Genomic DNA, 18,266 nt, shown 5'->3' on the forward strand with positions numbered 1-18,266 from the left:
GTTTTCCTCGTTCTCACGCAGATGCGGACGATGTCACGACACCGTGACATATCTGCGGCATGATGCTTCCTCGTGACCGCCTACCGCATCGCCGAGGCCGCGGCGCTCCTCGGTGTCAGCGACGACACCATGCGCCGCTGGATCGACGCCGGCCGGGTCGAGGCCGCCACCGAGGGCGGCCGCACCGTCGTCCCGGGCGCGTCCCTCGCCCGCCTCGCCGTCGAGCTCGCCGATGCCCCGGACCCCCAGCGGGCCCGGGCGGTGAGCGCCCGCAACCGTCTGCTCGGTCTCGTCACGAAGGTCACCAAGGACACCGTGATGGCCCAGGTCGAGCTGATCTGCGGGCCCTACCGGATCGTCTCGTTGATGAGCAGCGAGGCGGCCGACGACCTGGGTCTCGAGCCCGGCGTCACGGCGGTCGCGTCCATCAAGTCAACCAACGTCGTCGTGGAGCGTCCCTAGATGAAGAAGTCCCTGGTCCGGCCGCTGTTCGCGGCCCTCGCGGCCGCCACCCTCCTGCCCCTCTCCGCCTGCGGCAGCAGCGACGACAGCGCGAGCGGAGGCAGCGACACCACGACGCTGACCGTCTTCGCGGCCGCCTCGCTGACCGACACGTTCACCGAGATCAAGAAGGAGTTCGAGGCCGCTCACCCCGGGGTCGACGTCAAGCTCGACTTCGACGGCTCCTCCACGCTCGTCTCCCAGATCCAGGGCGGCGCCCCCGCCGACGTCTTCGCCTCGGCCGACACCGCCAACATGGACAAGCTCACCCAGGACGGCAGCGCGCAGGCCCCGAAGGACTTCGCCACCAACGTCCTCGAGATCGCCACGCCGCCGGACAACCCGGCTCACATCACGAGCTTCGCCGACCTCGGCAAGAGCGGCGTCAAGGTCGTCGTCTGCGCCCCGGAGGTGCCGTGCGGCGCCGCCACCCAGCAGATGGAGCAGAAGACCGGCGTCACGATCAAGCCGGTGAGCGAGGAGCAGTCCGTGACCGACGTGCTCGGCAAGATCACCTCCGGTGAGGCGGACGCCGGACTGGTCTACGTCACCGACGTGACCTCGGCGGGCGACCAGGTCAAGGGCGTGCCGTTCCCGCAGTCGTCCAAGGTGGTCAACACCTACCCGATCGCCACGCTCAAGGACGCGAAGAACGCCGACCTCGCCGAGCAGTTCGTCGACTTCGTCCTGGGCAGCGACGGCCAGAAGGTGCTGAAGAATGCCGGTTTCGGCCAGCCGTGACCCGCTCGACCCAGCAGTGAGCGTCCGTGACCGGCGGCCGCGGCGGGAGCGATCCGCCGCGGCCGCCGGCCCCGGCGTCGACGTCGGCCTCCCCCGCTGGCTGTGGCTGCCGGCCGCCCTCGGCGGGGTCTTCGTGCTCCTCCCCCTCGTCGCGATGGTGGTCCGGATCCACTGGGCGGACTTCCCGGCGCTCATCACCTCCCACGAGTCGGTCGAGGCTCTGACGCTGAGCCTCAAGACCGCGGTCGCCGCCGTCGTGATCTGCCTCGTGCTCGGGATCCCGATGGCGGTCGTCCTCGCCCGCACCGACTTCCGCGGCCAGTCCCTGCTCCGCTCGCTGGTGCTCCTTCCGCTGGTCCTCCCGCCGGTCGTCAGCGGCATGGCGCTGCTCTACACCTTCGGCCGCCGCGGGCTGCTCGGTCATACGCTCGATGTCCTCGGCCTGTCGCTCTCGTTCACCACCGCGGCGGTCGTCATGGCGCAGTCGTTCGTCGCTCTCCCCTTCCTGGTGATCAGCCTCGAGGGCGCGCTCCGCTCGGCCGGGCGCCGGTACGACGTCGTCGCGGCCACCCTCGGCGCCCGCCCCACCACGGTCTTCTGGCGTGTGACGATCCCGCTGGTGCTTCCCGGGCTGCTCTCGGGGGCCGTGCTCGCCTTCGCGCGCTGCCTGGGCGAGTTCGGCGCCACGATCACCTTCGCCGGCAGCCTCGAAGGCACCACCCGGACGATGCCGATCCAGATCTACCTCTACAACGCGGGCTCCGACCCCGACTCGGCGGTCGCGCTCTCGATCGTGCTGGTGGTGGTCGCCGTGCTCGTCATCGGCGTCGCGCGAGTGGGCAGGTCCGCGTTGTGACCGGCCTGCACGTCCGCGCCCTCGTCCGGAACCGCGACGTCGACCTCGAGCTCGACGTGGCCGCCGGCGAGACGGTGGCGGTCCTCGGCCCCAACGGTGCCGGCAAGTCGACCCTGTTGTCGGTGCTCGCCGGGCTCCTCCGTCCCGACGAGGGGACGGTCGTCCTCGGGGGACGCCCCCTCGACGGCACGCCACCCCACGCCCGTGGGATCGCCCTCCTCGCCCAGGACCCGCTGCTCTTCCCGCACCTGACGGCGCTCGACAACGTGGCGTTCGCACCCCGCGCCCGAGGCGTACGACGCGGCCCGGCCCGTTCCGCCGCCCACCGGCACCTCGACGCGGTCGGCGTGGGCCACCTCGCCGCGCGGAAGCCCGCCCAGCTCTCCGGCGGCCAGGCCCAGCGGGTCGCCGTAGCCCGTGCCCTGGCCGCCGAGCCCGACCTGCTGCTGCTCGACGAGCCCATGGCCGCCCTCGACGTCGACGTCGCGCCGGCGCTGCGCCAGCTGCTGCGCTCCGTCCTCGCCGACCGCACGGCGCTCATCGTCACCCATGACGTCCTCGACGCGCTGCTTCTCGCCGACCGGGTGGTCGTCCTCGAGGGCGGCCGGATCGTGGAGCAGGGCCCGACCCAGCAGGTGCTGGCGACACCGCGCTCGGCCTTCGCCGCTCGCCTCGCCGGGCTCGACCTCGTCCCCGGGACCTGGAACGGCGAGGTGCTCGTCGCTCCCTCCGGCCTGACCGTCGCGGGGCTCGCGGAGGCGGACCTCTCCCCCGGCGACGCCGTCGCCGCCCTCTTCCGCCCGTCCTCGGTCGGCGTCTTCGCCAGCCCACCCGGTGGGAGCCCGCGCAACCACGTCGAGGTCACCGTCGGCGACCTCGAGCCACTCGGTGACCGCGTGCGCGTGCGGGCGGTGGAGCAGGCCGCCGCCGGCGTACGCCTGGCCGCCGACGTGACCCCGGCCGCCGTCGCCGAGCTCGGCCTCGCCCCCGGAGTGCGCGTGACGTTCGCGGTGAAGGCGACCGAGGTCGCGATCTATCCGACCGGACAACCCTCCGACGCCGGCAGTCGCGACTCTGGAACGTTCAAGCGACCGGCGCCGGCGAACTCCCCCGTCTCCGACCGATAGAGTCGGCACATGACCGACCACCACCTGCCCGAGACCCTCGACGTGGCGCCGGCCGCGCCCGACCGCAACCTCGCTCTCGAGCTGGTGCGCGTGACCGAGGCGGCCGCGATGGCAGCGGCGCGCTGGGTCGGGCGCGGCGACAAGAACGGCGCCGACGGGGTGGCGGTCAACGCCATGCGCGTCATGATCTCGACCGTCGCCATGGACGGCACCGTCGTCATCGGCGAGGGCGAGAAGGACAACGCGCCGATGCTCTACAACGGCGAGCGCGTCGGCGACGGAAGCGGCCCGGCGTGCGACGTCGCCGTCGACCCGATCGACGGCACCACGCTGACCGCCAAGGGCATGAGCAACGCCGTGTCGGTGATGGCGGTCGCGCCGCGCGGGTCGATGTATGACCCCAGCGCGGTCTTCTACATGGAGAAGCTGGTCACCGGCCCGGAGGCGGCGGACGTCGTCGACATCCGCCTCCCGGTGGCCGAGAACATCTCCCAGGTCGCCAAGGCCAAGGGCACCAAGCCCTCCGACATCACCGTCATCGTCCTCGACCGGCCGCGTCACGCGGAGCTCGTGGAGGACATCCGCGCCACCGGGGCGCGGATCAAGTTCATCACCGACGGCGACGTCGCCGGCGCGATCTCCGCGGCCCGCGCCGGCAGCGGCGCCGACCTGCTGCTCGGCGTCGGCGGCACCCCCGAGGGCATCGTCGCGGCCTGCGCGATGAAGGCTCTCGGCGGCACCATCCAGGGCCGGCTGTGGCCGAAGGACGACGAGGAGCGCCAGAAGGCCCTCGACGCGGGCCACAACCTCGATCCGGACTTCGTCCTGCGCACCGACGACCTCGTGACCGGCGACGACTGCTTCTTCGTCGCCACCGGCATCACCGACGGCGACCTGATGCGCGGCGTGCAGTATCGCCCCGGCGGCTCGATCGTCACCGACTCGCTCGTCATGCGCTCGCGCTCCGGCACGATCCGCAAGATCACCAGCGAGCACCAGCTCGCCAAGCTCCAGGCCTACTCCGCCATCGACTTCCAGGGCGCCTGACCGGCGATGACGGTCGAGCAGACCCAGGTCGAGGAGTCCGCCGAGCAGCTCGCTCCGGTCGGGCGCGGTGTCGAGCTCTGCTACCAGACCTACGGCGACCCCGCGGACGAGCCGCTGCTGCTCGTCATGGGGCTCGGCGGCCCGATGACCTGGTGGGACCCCGAGTTCTGCCGTGAGCTCGCCCGGGCCGGCTTCTACGTCATCCGGTTCGACAACCGCGACATCGGGCGGTCCACCAAGCTCGACAGCATCGCCAACGCCCGGGTGACGTTCCCGAAGCTCGCGAAGGCGTTCCTCGGGCTGCGCGTGACGCCGCCCTACACCCTGACCGACATGGCCGACGACGCCGTCGGGCTCCTCGACCACCTCGGGGTCGGCTCGGCCCACCTCTTCGGGATCTCGATGGGCGGGATGATCGTCCAGACGATGGCCATCACCCACCCCGACCGGGTCCGCTCGCTGGTGTCGATGATGTCGACGACCGGCCGGCGCACGGTCGGGTTCCAGCATCCGTCGCTCATCCCGACGCTGCTGGCCCGTCAGGTCGGCCGTCAGGCCTACGTCGAAGGCTCGGTCAAGATCTGGCGGCTGATCGGCTCCCCCGGCTTCCCGTCGACCGAGGCCGAGGTCCGCAAGCGCGCCGAGGACACCTACGAGCGCGGCATCTCGGGCTCCGCCGTCGCACGGCAGATGCTCGCCGTGGTCAGCCAGCCGGACCGCACCACCGACCTGCGCCGCGTCACCGTCCCCATGACGGTCGTCCACGGGCTCGCCGACAAGATGGTCCACGTGTCCGGTGGCCGCGCGACGTCCATGGCCGTCCCCGGCGCCGAGCTGCTCCTCATCGACGGGATGGGCCACGACCTGCCGCAGGCGCTCTGGCCGACGTACGTCGCCGCCGTACGCCGCACCGCGGACCGCGCCCGCTGACCGGCGCCACGCGCCGGGCGCTCAGACCCGCCGCGACGCCTCGACCGCGAGCCGGTCCGCCTGCTCGTTGAGCCGGTGGCCGGCGTGGCCCTTGACCCAGCGGAACGCGATGTCGCCTCGGGCGGCGACCAGCTCGATGAGCGGCTCCCACAGGTCGCGGTTGGCAACCGGCTTGCGGGCGCTGTTGACCCAGCCACGGGCCAGCCAGCCCTCCCACCAGCGGTCGCGGAAGCAGTTCACGACGTAGGTCGAGTCGCTGACGATCAGCAGCGGTCCCTCGAGCGCCCGGGCCGCCTCGAGCGCGGCCTGGATCTCCATCCGCTGGTTGGTCGTCGCCCGCGCCCCGCCCGCGTCGCTGCGGCCGTCGGCGACGACCCACGCCCAGCCGCCCGGCCCCGGGTTGCCCCGGCAGGCGCCGTCGGTAAAGACCTCGAGCGCCCCGGGCACGGACTCCATCTGCGGACGCGTCCTGCGCGCCGTGGCCCGGGTGGCGGCGGCCGTCGTGCTGCCGGTGGTCGTCGTACGCCGCCCGGCGCCTCGGCGCGCCGGCCGCGCCGGCCGCGAGGACCGCGACCCGCTCCCTGCGGAGGCAGGCGCCCGGCAGTGGGCGCACTCGGAGACGAACAGGTCGGTGACGTCGCAGCGCTGCACCCGGTGAGGCTAGGACACGGCGTTGCGAGACCTGCGGGCGGCTCCGCCCGACGCCGCCTGCGGGGCCGCACCGCCCCGGCGACCTCGGTTGGGACCCGCCGAGGTGGCGGGACTACCGTTGCTTCATGCACGACCATGGCATGGGCATGTCAGATCTCCCCCAGCTGGGCTGGTCGGAGTTCTTCGGCACTTGGAGCCTCTCACCCGGGTGGCTCGTCGCGGTCGTCCTGATCGGCGCGCTCTACCTCGCCGGGCGCGGCCTGGCCGGGCCCGCGACCTCGGTCCCACGCTGGCGGGTGGCCAGCTTCCTCACCGGCCTCGTCCTGCTGTGGGTCATGGTGGCGTCCGCGATCGGCGGCTACGCGATGTCGCTGGCCTGGATGCACATGGTCCTGCACCTCACGCTGATCATGGTCGTGCCGACGCTGCTCGTGCTCGGCCATCCGCTGACGGTGCTCGTGGAGTCGTTCCGCGAGCAGGGTCAAGCCCGGGCCCGGCGTGTGCTGCGGTCCCTGCCGTTCGCGGCGCTGTTCAGCCCGGCGTTCGGCCTGCTCGTCTACACCGTGGTCATCGTCGGCACCCACCTGACCTCGTTCATGGACCACATGGCCCGGCACGAGTCGCTGATGGTCGGCGAACAGGTCGTCTACGTCCTGGCCGGCTGGTTCTTCCTGCTCCCGCTCATCGGCGAGGAGCCGGTCCGCTCCGACCTGCCCTACCTCGGCCGGATCGCCCTGCTCGTCGTCGGCATGGTCCCCGACACGATCGTCGGCATCGTCATGCTGCAGACGAACCACGACATGTACCCGGTCTACAGCGGCATGCGGCCGGACTGGTCCCTCGACGCCGTCCGCGACATCCAGACCGCCGGCGCCCTCATGTGGGCCGGCGGCGACGGCGGGATGATGTTCATCGCCATCGGGCTGGTCATCGCCGTCATCACCTCACCCATGCGACGCGCGAAGATGACCGGCGCGTTCCTCGAGGGCGTCCGGCGCCAGACCCTCGTCGAGCACGTCAGCGACTCCGGCGCCGAGGCGCCACACACCGTCGACGGTGCCGACCTCGACCCCGATGGGGACGAGGCGCTGGCGGCCTACAACCGGATGCTGGCGCGGTTCGCCGACCACGAGCGCTGACCGACGTCGACGGGCTCGGCGGATGTCCGCCGAGCCCGTCGAGGTGGCTGGTCAGTCGGAGAGCCGCAGCCCCGACGCGGTGTCGAAGACGTGGACGTCGGCCGGGTCGGTCGTGACGTGGATCGTCTCGCCCTTGGCGACCTGGTCCTTGGCGGACACGCGCACGATGATCGTCGAGGGCGTGCCCTCCACATCGGAGGAGCCGTAGACGAACGAGTCCGAGCCGAGCTCCTCCACCACGGTCACCGTCACCGGCAGGCCGCCCTCCTGGGGCCCGACGAGGCGCCAAGCCTCGGGGCGTACGCCCACGGTGATGTCGCCGGCCATCTTGGCCGCCGCCGCAGGGTCGACCGGGACGAGGTAGTCGCCGATCTTCGCCTGGCCGTCGGCGGCCTTCGCCTGGATGAGGTTCATCTGGGGCGAGCCGATGAAGCCGGCGACGAAGAGGTTCACCGGGCGGCGGTAGAGCTCGAGCGGGGTCGCCACCTGCTGCAGCTCGCCGGCGTTCATCACGGCGACCCGGTCGCCCATCGTCATGGCCTCGACCTGGTCGTGGGTGACGTAGACGGTGGTGATGCCGAGGTCGGCCTGGAGCTTGGCGATGTCCGTGCGCGTCTGGACGCGCATCTTGGCGTCGAGGTTCGACAGCGGCTCGTCCATGCAGAAGACCTGCGGCTCGCGGACGATCGCGCGGCCCATCGCCACGCGCTGACGCTGACCACCCGAGAGGGCCTTGGGCTTGCGGTCGAGGTATTCGGTGAGGCCGAGCAGCTTCGCGGCGTCCTTGACGCGCCGGTCACGCTCCGCCTTGTCGACCTTGGCCATCTTCAGCGAGAACGCCATGTTCTCGGCGACGCTCATATGGGGGTAGAGCGCGTAGTTCTGGAAGACCATCGCGATGTCGCGGTCCTTCGGCGGGACGTTGGTGACGTCTCGGTCGCCGATGAGGATGCGGCCGTCGGTCACCTCCTCCAGCCCCGCGAGCATGCGCAGGGTGGTGGACTTGCCGCAGCCGGAGGGGCCGACGAGCACCATGAACTCGCCGTCCTCGATCTCGAGGTCGATGCCCTTGACCGCTGGGGTGGGTGTCCCTGGATACCAGCGCTGGGCCTTCTCGAAGGTCACAGATGCCATGTTGAGTTTGCTCCTTCACCGGCAGGTACGTGCCGGACGATCCGTCGTGAAAGAAGTGCCGCACCGACGGCGTGGCCTGGCTCACTGTACGGCATCGGCCGAGGCACGCCGCCGACGCTGCTTCAACCGGACCGTGCAGTGGTCTGGGCCAGCGGCGCATGTCGCACCCCGGTATGGGTCACCCCGTGTGACACCTGTGGACAAAGTGCCCATAGGGGACTACACCAGTGACTCAGATCACTGTGCGATCGACGCGGGGTTACCCGGGAAGGGGCGGCGCGCATGACGCGAGCGCGAAGAGGGAGGGGAATCGCGGCCTGCGCCGCAGGCGCCGTCGCGTCGGCGACGCTGGTCGCCTGCGGCTCATCGAGCGGTACGCCGGAGCTGGTGTGGTACACCAACCCCGACAACGGCGGCCAGGCGGCCCTCGCGAAGGACTGCAGCACCCCGCAGTACAAGATCACCACGCAACTGCTCCCCCAGGACGCGACCCAGCAGCGCGTCCAACTGGCGCGGCGGCTCAACGCACACGACGACTCCATCGACCTGATGAGCCTCGACCCGGCGTTCACGGCCGAGTTCGCCAACGCCGGCTACCTCGCCACCATCCCCGACGACCTGGCCAACACCCTCGAGCAGCAGTCCTTCAAGGGAGCCGTCTCGGCCTCGACGTGGGACGGCAAGCTCGCGGTCGCCCCGTTCTGGTCCAACACGCAGGTGCTCTGGTACCGCAAGTCGGTCGCCCAGAAGGCCGGGCTCGACATGAGCAAGCCGGTGACCTGGGACCAGATCATCGACGCCGCCCAGAAGACCGGCACGAAGGTCGCCGTCCAGGCCAACAAGTACGAGGGCTACGTGGTCTGGATCAACGCCCTCGTCGCCGGGGCGGGCGGCGACATCGTCGGCGACGTCGAGAAGGGCGTGGATGCCTCGATCGACATCAACTCCGACGCCGGCAAGACCGCAGCCGGCATCATCGCCAAGCTGGCCCACAGCAGCGCCGCACCGCCCGACCTCTCGGTCGCCCAGGAGGGTCAGTCCGAGGCGTCGTTCGTCGCCAAGAACGGCGGCTTCCTCACCAACTGGACCTACATCTACTCCGCCGACGGCCCGACCCTGAAGGACGACCTCGGCTGGGCGCCGTACCCGGAGTCGGTGCAGGGCCAGCAGTCGCGGCCGCCGTACGGCGGTATCGGGATCGGCGTGAGCAAGTACTCCAACCACGTCGACGAGGCGATGAAGGCCGTCTCCTGCCTCACCTCGGCGCAGAGCCAGGGCAAGTACGCCGTCGCCGAGGGCAACATGCCGGCGAGCGCCGGCGGCTACGACTACCCGGCGCTGAAGAAGAAGTATCCCGCCGATCTGCTCGAGCTCTTCCAGCAGAGCGTCGACCAGGCCGCGCCGCGGCCGGTGACGCCGTACTGGAGCGACATCTCGAGCGCCATCCAGTCGACGTGGCACCCGGCCTCGTCGGTCTCGCAGCGCACTCCGGCGAAGTCGGCGTCGTTCATCGATGACGTGCTGCACGGAAGGAGCCTGCTGTGACCTCCACCGTCGCGACTCCTGCCGCCGCCGGATCCCGCGTGCGTACGTCGGGCACCGACCGCGCGATCGCCGAGAACCGCCTGGGCCGCAAGCTGGTCGCCCCGGCCGTGATCGTGATGCTCATCGTCACCGCGTGGCCGATGATCCAGGCGCTCTACCTCTCGCTCTTCCGCTACCGCCTGACCACGCCGGACGACAAGGCGTTCGTCGGACTCGCGAACTACGGCACGATCCTCTCCGACTCGCTGTTCTGGAAGGACACGCTCAACACCGTGATCATCATGGTCGTGAGCGTGGCGATCGAGCTCGTGATCGGCTTCGCCTTCGCGATGGTGATGCACCGGATCATCTTCGCCCGCGGCGCTATCCGCACCTCGATCCTGATCCCCTACGGCATCATCACCGTGGTCTCGGCCTTCGCCTGGCAGTTCGCCTTCAGCGTCAACAACGGCTTCGTCAACCAGTGGTTCGCCTGGCTGCCGGGGATCAACTCCGGTGTCGATGCGACCAACTGGTTCGGCAGCCATTGGCCGGCGATGTTCGCGATCATGGTCTCGGAGATTTGGAAGACGACGCCGTTCATGTCGCTGCTGCTGCTCGCTGGTCTCTCCCAGGTCTCGGAGGACATGATCGAGGCGGCCCAGGTCGACGGCGCCACCTGGTGGCAGCGGCTGTGGAAGGTCATCATCCCCAACATGCGCGCCGCGATCATGGTCGCCGTCCTGTTCCGCGCGCTCGACGCGTTCCGCATCTTCGACAACATCTACATCATGACGAAGGGCGCTCAGGACACCGAGTCGTCCTCGTTCCTGACCTACCGCCAGGTGATCGAGCAGTTCCAACTCGGGCTCGGCTCGGCGCTCTCGGTGCTGCTCTTCCTCACCGTGCTGCTGCTCGCCTGGCTCATCGTCAAGCTGTTCCGAGTCGATCTGGCCCGGGCCCGAGGGGAGGCGTGATGGCACGCTCGACCGGAAAGACCGTCTTCGGCACCTGGGTCGGCTTCGTCATCGTCCTGGTGTGGTGCCTGCTGCCGGTGGCCTGGATCATCTCGCTGTCGTTCAAGCCGTTGGCCGAGACCAACGCCGGCAGTCCGCAGTTCTTCCCGAAGAACGCCACCTGGCAGAACTACAAGGACATCTTGTCGAACGACGACTTCCTCTATGCCCTGCGGAACTCGTTCTGCATCGCGATCATCGCGACGGTGCTCGCGGTCATCTTCGCGACGCTGGCGGCGTACGCCATCGCCCGGCTCGACTTCAAGGGCAAGCGACTCGTGCTGTCGCTGGCGCTGGCGATCGCGATGTTCCCGGTGGTCTCACTGGTCAGTCCGCTGTTCGACATGTGGCGCACCTTCCACCTGTTCAACACCTGGCCGGGCCTGATCATCCCCTACATGACCTTCACGCTCCCCCTCGCCATCTGGACGCTCTCGGCGTTCTTCCGGGAGATCCCGTGGGAGATGGAGCAGGCTGCCCAGGTCGACGGCGCGACCCCCTGGCAGGCCTTCCGGAAGGTGATCGTCCCGCTCGCGGCGCCCGGAGTCTTCACCGCCGCGATCCTGACGTTCTTCTTCGCGTGGAACGAGTTCGTCCTGGCCATCTCGCTGACCTCGACGACCTCGGCCCGAACCGTCCCTGCCCAGATGTCGTTCTTCGTGGGCAGCGACCCGTTCAACCCGCCGTACGGGCAGCTCGCCACCGCCTCGGTGATCGTGACGATCCCGATCGTGATCCTCGTCCTGCTCTTCCAGCGCAAGATCGTCGCCGGGCTGACCTCCGGCGCAGTGAAGGGGTAACGCCATGGCTTCGATCTCCATGAGCCACATCGTCAAGAAGTACGGCGACGGCTTCCCCGCCGTCAACGACGTCAGCATCGACGTCGCCGACGGGGAGTTCGTGATCCTCGTCGGGCCGTCGGGCTGCGGCAAGTCGACGCTGCTGCGCATGATCGTCGGGCTGGAGGACATCACCTCCGGCGACATGCTCATCGGCGACCGGCGGGTCAACGAGCTCGCCCCGCGCGAGCGCAACCTGGCGATGGTGTTCCAGAACTACGCGCTCTACCCGCACCTCACCGTCTACGAGAACATCGCGTTCCCGCTCCGGTTGGCCGGGGCGAAGGACGACGAGGTGGACAAGAAGGTGCGCGCCGCGGCGGAGACGCTCGAGCTCAACGAACACCTCGAGCGCAAGCCCAGCAACCTCTCCGGCGGCCAGCGTCAGCGGGTGGCGATGGGGCGAGCGATCGTCCGGAACGCCGACGCGTTCCTCTTCGATGAGCCGCTGTCGAACCTGGACGCGAAGCTCCGCGGCCAGATGCGCACCGAGATCTCGCGGCTGCAGAAGCGGATGGGCATCACCACGGTCTACGTCACCCACGACCAGATCGAGGCGATGACGTTGGGTGACCGGGTCGCCGTGCTCAAGCGCGGGGTGCTCCAGCAGCTCGCGACGCCGCGGGAGCTCTATGACAACCCCGGCAACCTGTTCGTGGCCGGGTTCATCGGGTCACCGCCGATGAACTTCCTGCCGGCGACCGTCGAGGGGACGACGCTCAAGCTGCCTTTCGGCGAAGTGCAGATCCCGCAGGAGAAGGCGGCCAAGGTCGCCGGCAAGGGGCTCCTCATCGCCGGGATCCGGCCGGAGAACTTCGCCGAGGCGTCGGCGCCGCACGCGCGCGACGTGTCGGAGGCCAACACGTTCGAGGCCAGCGTGGACGTGGTCGAGTGGTTGGGCAACGAGACCTACGCCTACATCCCGTTCGAGGCTCCCCCGGAGGTCGAGGCCCAGCTCGACCAGCTCGCCCAGGAGACCGACAGCGAGGCGCTCCGCACCCAGCTGGTCGTCACGCTCGACGGCAGCAGCACCGTCAAGGACGGCGACAAGATCAAGATCTGGCTCGACGGCTCGAAGGTCCACCTCTTCGACCCCGAGACGACCGAGAACCTCACTGTCGATGCCAGCCGGGCCGGCACGGTGCCGTCGCTCGGGATCGTCGCCGGTGAGAGCAGCGACGGCGCCCCGGCCGGCTCGGTGTAAGGGCCGTGCTGAGCCGAGCGCGGCCGGTCCGCGGTCGGCTCAGCCGCCCGTCTTGGGAAGCCGCGGGCCTCGTGCCGGCCGGCGGCTGACCGAGACCCCGCCCATGAGCGCGAAGCCCTTCACCCGCAGCACGGGCGAATCGGCCCGGACCTCCGCACCGCCGCCGGGTCCGGAGTAGCCGCCCATGATCCCGACCCCCTCCATGATCACGTGGACATCGGGGGCCACCTTGATGTCGGCGCCGCCCATGATCGCGTTGACGACGATCGTGCACTCCCGCTGCGACCAGCGCGCCTCGCGCAGGTCGAGGTCGGCGCCGCCCATCAGGCAGAAGATCGTCATCTCGCCGGGCACCGTCCACACGCCCTTGCGCTCGACGCCGCTCAGGATCGCGAGGTGGCGCTCGGCCCCGCCGGCGCCTGGCGGAGATGCTGGCGGGGACGCTGCCGCGGTGGAAGCCGGCCGCTGGTCGGGTAGGTCGAGCGTGAGCGGCACCAGGTCGGCGTACGTCTTCGCGGCGTAGGCCGCCTCGAGCCGCTCGTCGAGCTCGTCGAGGTCGAGCCGGCCCTCCCCCGCCGCCTCGCGGAGGATCTCCGCGACCTGATGGCGGTCGGCATCGCTGATGCGCAGCTCCGGGTTGCGGCGGGGGTCGGGCACGGCCATGTGACTCAGCGTAGTGACGGCTCGACGTAGACGGTGCCGCCCAGCTCGAGGAACTCCTCCGACTTCTGCTTCATCCCCTCCTCGGCGCCGTCGGCGGACTTCATCCCGAACCGGTCGCGGACGTCCTGGCTGATCCGCATGGAGCAGAACTTCGGGCCGCACATCGAGCAGAAGTGGGCGGTCTTGGCGTTCTCGGCCGGCAGGGTCTCGTCGTGGAACGCCTCGGCGGTCACCGGGTCGAGCGCGAGCGCGAACTGGTCGTGCCAGCGGAACTCGAACCGCGCCTTGGAGAGTGCGTCGTCCCAGTCCCGGGCGCCTGGGTGGCCCTTCGCGACGTCGGCGGCGTGGGCCGCCAGCTTGTAGGTGATGACGCCCGTCTTCACGTCGTCCTTGTTCGGCAGGCCGAGATGCTCCTTGGGCGTGACGTAGCAGAGCATCGCCGTGCCGTGCATCGCGATCGTGGCCGCGCCGATGGCGGAGGTGATGTGGTCGTAGCCCGGCGCGATATCGGTCGCGAGCGGCCCGAGCGTGTAGAACGGCGCGCCGTGGCACCACTCCTGCTGGAGGTCGACGTTCTCCTTGACCAGGTTGAGCGGGACGTGACCGGGGCCCTCCACCATGACCTGGACGTCGTGCGCCCAGGCCCGCTCGGTGAGCTCCGCGAGCGTGCGCAGCTCACCCAGCTGCGCGGCGTCGTTCGCGTCGGCGGTCGCGCCCGGCCGCAGCCCGTCCCCGAGCGAGAAGCTGACGTCGTACGCCGCGAAGATCTCGCACAGTTCGTCGAAGTGGGTGTAGAGGAAGTTCTCCTCGTGGTGGGCCAGACACCAGCCGGCCATGATCGAGCCTCCGCGAGAGACGATCCCCGTGACGCGCTCGGCGGTGAGCGGGACATAGCGCAGGAGGACACCGGCGTGGATGGTCATGTAGTCGACGCCCTGCTCGGCCTGCTCGACGACGGTGTCGCGGAAGATCTCCCAGGTGAGCTTGTCGGCCTCCCCGTTGACCTTCTCGAGGGCCTGGTAGATCGGGACGGTGCCGATCGGGACCGGGCTGTTGCGGAGGATCCACTCCCGGGTGGTGTGGATGTCGTCGCCGGTGGAGAGGTCCATGACCGTGTCGGCACCCCAGGTGACGGCGTGGGTGAGCTTGTCGACCTCCTCGGCGATCGAGGAGGTGACGGCGCTGTTGCCGATGTTGGCGTTGACCTTCACGCAGAAGCGGCGGCCGATGATCATCGGCTCTGACTCGGGGTGGTTGACGTTGGCCGGGATGATCGCCCTCCCGGCCGCGACCTCGCTGCGCACGAGCTCGGGGTCGCAGCCCTCCCGTTGCGCGACGTAGGCCATCTCGGTCGTGACGATGCCCTGTCGGGCATAGTGCATCTGCGTGACGTTGCTCCCCTCGGCGGCACGGCGCGGCGGGCGACGCTCCCCCTGCCACTCGTCGCGGGCGCTTCCTCGGCGGATCGCGGCCTTGCCGTTGTCGACGAGCTGCGTCTCCCGACCCCGGTAGGTCTCGGTGTCGTCGCGCTGGTCGATCCAGGGCTGGCGCAGCGGTGGCAGGCCCTGCTCCGGGACGGAGCCGGGCCCTTCGGTCGTGTAGCGGTCGAACGTCTCGCCGTTGGTGAGCTCGACGCGGGTCACCGGGACCTTCAGGTCGCCGAGCTCGACACGGGTATGGGCGGGGTGGACGGTCATACGGTGCCTCCGGTGTGTGCGATGGGGCCGCGGCCGCGGCCGAGGGTCCAGGTCTGGCTGAGGGTGAGCTGGCGGGTGGTGTACGCCGCCGCGGCGCGTGCTGCGGCGGTCAGGTCGGCGCCGCGGGCGAGCTGTGCGGCCAGGGCGGCGCTGTAGGTGCAGCCGGTGCCGTGGTCGTTGCGGGTCACGACGGCCGGGTGCGTCAGCGGGACGGGGTCGCCCCCGGGGATGGCGAGCCAGTCGGTGCAGAGGCCGCTCGCCTCGGGGTCTCCGCCGGTGACGACGACCGCCGGGCCGAGCTCGGTGAGCAGGGCCGCGAGCTCCTCGGGCCGGCCGTCGTGGCCGGTGAGCGCCCGCGCCTCGTCGCGGTTGGGCGTGACGACGGTGGCGAGCGGGAGCAGGTGCTCGACATAGGCGCGCCGGACCTCCTCGCCGCCCAGCACCGCGCCCGACGTGGCGACGAGGACGGGGTCGACGACCAGCGGGGGTCGTGAGCGTGAGCGCGCGCCCCAGGCCTCGCTGAGGCTCACGACTGCCTGCGCGGTGCCGAGCATGCCGGTCTTCACCGCCGCGACCGTCAGGTCGTCGAGCACGGCGGCGAGCTGCGCCTCGACGTTGGCCGTCGGGACGGCATGGACGTCGCGCACCCCGGTCGTGTCCTGGGCGGTCACGGCCGTGACGACGCAGGCGCCGTGGACGCCGTGCGCGGCGAAGGTCGTCAGGTCGGCCGCGATCCCAGCGGCCCCGCCGGAGTCGCTGCCCGCGATCGTCAGCGCGACCGGTGGGCTCGCCGAGAGGGCACCCGTTCCCCGCGAGAGGCCACTCATACCGGCACCTCGGGTGCACCGGCCGCGAGCGCGGCCAGCAGCGCGGCGACGACCGCGGCCGGGTCTCCGGCACGCATGACCGCCCCCATGACCGCCACGCCGTGCGCGCCGGCCGCCACCGCCTCGGCGGCGTTGGCGGGCGTGATCCCGCCGAGCGCGTAGACCGGGATCGGGTGTCCGGCGAACTCACCCGCGGCGAGCGGTGGCCCGTAGCCCGGCTTGGAGTCGCTGGCGGCGTACGGGCTGAGCGTGGCGTAGTCGACGCGCTCGCGGGCGGCCCTCGCGACCTCGTCGCGGTGATGGCAGGAGCGCCCGAGGAGGACGGGCCGGGGACTGACTGACCGGTCAGTCAGCTCCGCGGAGGCCGGCAGGTGGACGCCGGCAGCACCGGGCAGCGGCGTGTGGGCGGCGATCACCGTGAGGCCGAGGTCGGTCAGCGCCGCCGCGAGGGCAGCGCGTGGTGCGGGCGGCTCGTCGAGCTCGCGAAGCACGACGTGCGTCAGCCCGGCCTCCCGACACTCCGCGAGCGTGGGCAGGAGCGCGCGGGAGAGGTGCAGCTGCGACCGGTCGGTGAGCAGAAGCAGGCGCGGAAGCGCCGAGGTCCTGCGGTCCGGCGTCCCCGCGGCACACGGAGCGAAGCCGGGGGCGTTCATGAGGCCACCACCCGTCCGGCCATCGGCGAGGAGGCTCGCGCGACCGCCCGGCGCGGGATCCGCCCGGCGCCGTACGCCGCCCGGCCCGCCTCGACCGCGAGCGCGAGCGCCCGCCCCATCGCGACCGGGTCGTCGGCGCGGGTGACCGCGGTGGCGGCGAGCACCGCCGCGCAGCCGAGCTCCATGGCCAGGGCCGCGTCGGAGGCGGTCCCCACCCCGGCGTCGAGCACGACCGGCACAGAGACGGCGGCGACGACGGACTCGATCGCATAAGGATCCAGCACCCCGAGCCCCGACCCGATCGGCGAACCGAGCGGCATGACGGCGGCACAGCCCACGTCCTCGAGGCGCCGAGCGAGCACGGGGTCCGCGGTCGCATACGGCAGCACGGTGAAGCCGGCGCGGACGAGCGTCTCCGCCGCGTCGACGAGCTCGACGGCGTCGGGGAGCAGCGAGGTCTCGTCGCCGATGACCTCGAGCTTGACCCAGTCCGTGCCGAGCGCCTCGCGGGCGAGCTCGGCGGTGAGGACCGCCTCGCGGGCCGAGAGGCAGCCGGCGGTGTTCGGCAGCACCGGCACGCCGACCGCCGTGATCGTGTCGAGCAGACCGCCCCGCGCCGCCGACGACGTACGCCGCATCGAGACCGTCACCAGCCCGGGCCGCGCCGCCGCCAGGACGTCGGGGAGCAGGGCGAGCGACGGCAGGCCGCCGGTGCCGAGGAAGAGCCGCGAGGAGAGCTCGCGACCGGCGATGGTGAGACTCATCCGCCTTGCACCGCCGTGACGATCTCGACGGCGTCGCCGTCATGCAGCGGGGTCGCGGCGTGCCGGTCCCGCGGCACGACGGCGCCGTTGACCGCGGCGGCGCTCCCCCGGCACTCCGGCACCAGGTCGGCCAGCCGCGCGGAGGCGGTGACCTCTCTCGGCTCGCCGTTGACGGTGATCCTCAGGACTCCCATGAGTTTCCTCCTGTGATGGTGAGACGGCGCGGGTCGAGCGCGGGCTCGACGAGCCCGGTCTCGAGGTGGTCGGCGACGAGGCGCGCGGTGAGCGGGGCGAGGAGCACGCCGTGGCGGAAGTGCCCCGCGGCGAGGACCACCCCCGGCTCCCCGGCCGGCCCGACGAGCGGCAGGTTGTCGGGCGTCCCGGGCCGGTCGCGGGCGGTGACGTCCCGCAGCTCGGCCCGGTCGAGCTCGGGCATGAGCCGCCGCGCGGCGTCGAGGAGGCGCCACACGCCCCCGACCGTCGCGATGGGAGGCTCGTCGTGCTCCTCCTGGGTGGCGCCGACGACGACCTCGCCGCTCGCCCGAGGGACGACGTACACCTGCTCGCCGTGCACCCAGGCACGCACGGTGCGCTCGGGAAGCCCGCCGGCCGTCACCTGCAGGCGCAGGATCTCGCCGCGGACCGGCCGGACGAGGCAGGCGTACGCCGCCGGAAGGGTCGTCCCCGTCGCGACGACGGTGACGCCCGCGACCGCCGGGGACGCCGTGGCGCGGACCAGCCCGCCCAGCCGGGACCGGAGCGCGGCGACGACGGCGCGGGGGTCGACGCTGTGGTCGTCGGGCAGCAGCGCACCGCCGACCACCCGCCCGAGCCGCGGCTCGTGGGCGAGCAGCTCGCGCCGGGTCAGCGGCCCGGCGTTCTCGCCGGGCCGCTCGAGCCGCGCGAGCGGCCGCGCGACCGGCTGCAGGTCGCCGGGGGCGGCGGCGGCGCGG

General features: G+C 71.3%; 20 protein-coding genes. 11 read left to right on the top strand and 9 right to left on the bottom strand.

What is annotated here, in order from left to right; all coding sequences use genetic code 11:
- Positions 1–72 precede the first annotated feature (72 nt).
- The 6 genes from AB3X52_RS08460 to AB3X52_RS08485 are packed head-to-tail and all read left to right on the top strand — an operon-like array spanning position 73 to position 5,202.
- Positions 73–462 (top strand): TOBE domain-containing protein, encoded by a 390-nt coding sequence (locus AB3X52_RS08460; protein ID WP_367993233.1) that lies wholly within the window; start codon positions 73–75, stop codon positions 460–462.
- A complete protein-coding gene (gene modA / locus AB3X52_RS08465; RefSeq protein WP_367993235.1) occupies positions 463–1,242 on the top strand; it encodes a molybdate ABC transporter substrate-binding protein in 780 nt (259 codons plus the stop codon).
- Positions 1,220–2,098, top strand: a complete 879-nt coding sequence (locus AB3X52_RS08470) for an ABC transporter permease (protein WP_367993237.1) — start codon at positions 1,220–1,222, stop codon at positions 2,096–2,098. The genes modA and AB3X52_RS08470 overlap by 23 nt, the downstream gene beginning before the upstream one ends.
- Positions 2,095–3,225: a sulfate/molybdate ABC transporter ATP-binding protein gene (locus AB3X52_RS08475; RefSeq protein WP_367993239.1), complete on the top strand. Its 1,131-nt coding sequence runs from the start codon at positions 2,095–2,097 to the stop codon at positions 3,223–3,225. The genes AB3X52_RS08470 and AB3X52_RS08475 overlap by 4 nt, the downstream gene beginning before the upstream one ends.
- A 9-nt stretch (positions 3,226–3,234) precedes the next feature.
- On the top strand, positions 3,235–4,272 hold the full coding sequence (glpX, locus tag AB3X52_RS08480) for a class II fructose-bisphosphatase (RefSeq protein ID WP_367993241.1): 1,038 nt from the start codon (positions 3,235–3,237) through the stop codon (positions 4,270–4,272).
- Between the two features lie 6 nt (positions 4,273–4,278).
- Positions 4,279–5,202 (top strand): alpha/beta fold hydrolase, encoded by a 924-nt coding sequence (locus AB3X52_RS08485; RefSeq protein ID WP_367993243.1) that lies wholly within the window; start codon positions 4,279–4,281, stop codon positions 5,200–5,202.
- Positions 5,203–5,223: 21 nt separating this feature from the next.
- Here AB3X52_RS08485 and AB3X52_RS08490 read toward each other — a convergent pair whose 3' ends face one another.
- Positions 5,224–5,853, bottom strand: a complete 630-nt coding sequence (locus AB3X52_RS08490; protein ID WP_367993245.1) for a ribonuclease H family protein — start codon at positions 5,851–5,853, stop codon at positions 5,224–5,226.
- A gap of 125 nt (positions 5,854–5,978) precedes the next feature.
- Between AB3X52_RS08490 and AB3X52_RS08495 the strand changes: the two genes are divergently transcribed.
- Positions 5,979–6,992 carry a cytochrome c oxidase assembly protein gene (locus tag AB3X52_RS08495; RefSeq protein WP_367993247.1) on the top strand — a complete coding sequence of 338 codons (1,014 nt, stop codon included), beginning with the start codon at positions 5,979–5,981 and terminating at the stop codon, positions 6,990–6,992.
- A 51-nt stretch (positions 6,993–7,043) separates the two neighbouring features.
- Here the strand turns inward: AB3X52_RS08495 and AB3X52_RS08500 are convergent, their stop codons facing one another.
- Positions 7,044–8,126 (bottom strand): ABC transporter ATP-binding protein, encoded by a 1,083-nt coding sequence (locus tag AB3X52_RS08500; protein WP_367993249.1) that lies wholly within the window; start codon positions 8,124–8,126, stop codon positions 7,044–7,046.
- 282 nt (positions 8,127–8,408) lie between these two features.
- Between AB3X52_RS08500 and AB3X52_RS08505 the strand changes: the two genes are divergently transcribed.
- The 4 genes from AB3X52_RS08505 to AB3X52_RS08520 are packed head-to-tail and all read left to right on the top strand — an operon-like array spanning position 8,409 to position 12,709.
- A complete protein-coding gene (locus AB3X52_RS08505) occupies positions 8,409–9,671 on the top strand; it encodes an extracellular solute-binding protein (RefSeq protein WP_367993251.1) in 1,263 nt (420 codons plus the stop codon).
- Entirely contained in the window at positions 9,668–10,627 is a 960-nt protein-coding gene (locus AB3X52_RS08510) for a carbohydrate ABC transporter permease (RefSeq protein ID WP_367993253.1), read from the top strand. The genes AB3X52_RS08505 and AB3X52_RS08510 overlap by 4 nt, the downstream gene beginning before the upstream one ends.
- Complete coding sequence (locus AB3X52_RS08515; RefSeq protein ID WP_367993255.1) at positions 10,627–11,466, top strand: carbohydrate ABC transporter permease; 840 nt, start codon at positions 10,627–10,629, stop codon at positions 11,464–11,466. Before AB3X52_RS08510 ends, AB3X52_RS08515 begins: the two co-directional genes overlap by 1 nt.
- A 4-nt stretch (positions 11,467–11,470) precedes the next feature.
- On the top strand, positions 11,471–12,709 hold the full coding sequence (locus AB3X52_RS08520) for an ABC transporter ATP-binding protein (protein ID WP_367993257.1): 1,239 nt from the start codon (positions 11,471–11,473) through the stop codon (positions 12,707–12,709).
- A 39-nt stretch (positions 12,710–12,748) separates the two neighbouring features.
- On the opposite strand, the gene AB3X52_RS08525 is transcribed toward AB3X52_RS08520, so the two are convergent.
- From AB3X52_RS08525 to AB3X52_RS08555, 7 genes are all read right to left on the bottom strand, one after another.
- On the bottom strand, positions 12,749–13,372 hold the full coding sequence (locus tag AB3X52_RS08525; RefSeq protein WP_367993259.1) for a DUF1707 SHOCT-like domain-containing protein: 624 nt from the start codon (positions 13,370–13,372) through the stop codon (positions 12,749–12,751).
- A 5-nt stretch (positions 13,373–13,377) separates the two neighbouring features.
- Positions 13,378–15,069, bottom strand: coding sequence for a phosphomethylpyrimidine synthase ThiC (thiC, locus tag AB3X52_RS08530; protein WP_367993261.1), 1,692 nt, complete (start codon positions 15,067–15,069; stop codon positions 13,378–13,380).
- Positions 15,066–15,896, bottom strand: a complete 831-nt coding sequence (thiD, locus tag AB3X52_RS08535) for a bifunctional hydroxymethylpyrimidine kinase/phosphomethylpyrimidine kinase (protein ID WP_367993263.1) — start codon at positions 15,894–15,896, stop codon at positions 15,066–15,068. Before thiD ends, thiC begins: the two co-directional genes overlap by 4 nt.
- Complete coding sequence (locus AB3X52_RS08540) at positions 15,893–16,549, bottom strand: thiamine phosphate synthase (protein ID WP_367993264.1); 657 nt, start codon at positions 16,547–16,549, stop codon at positions 15,893–15,895. Before AB3X52_RS08540 ends, thiD begins: the two co-directional genes overlap by 4 nt.
- Positions 16,546–17,313, bottom strand: a complete 768-nt coding sequence (locus tag AB3X52_RS08545; RefSeq protein ID WP_367993266.1) for a thiazole synthase — start codon at positions 17,311–17,313, stop codon at positions 16,546–16,548. The genes AB3X52_RS08540 and AB3X52_RS08545 overlap by 4 nt, the downstream gene beginning before the upstream one ends.
- Positions 17,310–17,507 carry a sulfur carrier protein ThiS gene (gene thiS / locus AB3X52_RS08550; RefSeq protein ID WP_367993268.1) on the bottom strand — a complete coding sequence of 66 codons (198 nt, stop codon included), beginning with the start codon at positions 17,505–17,507 and terminating at the stop codon, positions 17,310–17,312. Before thiS ends, AB3X52_RS08545 begins: the two co-directional genes overlap by 4 nt.
- Positions 17,495–18,266, bottom strand: a 772-nt coding sequence (locus tag AB3X52_RS08555) for an FAD-dependent oxidoreductase (RefSeq protein WP_367993270.1), incomplete at its 5' end; no start/stop codon positions are given. The genes thiS and AB3X52_RS08555, both read right to left, overlap by 13 nt.

The sequence above is a fragment of the Nocardioides eburneus genome (genome assembly GCF_040838215.1).
Taxonomy (GTDB): Bacteria; Actinomycetota; Actinomycetes; order Propionibacteriales; family Nocardioidaceae; genus Nocardioides; species Nocardioides eburneus.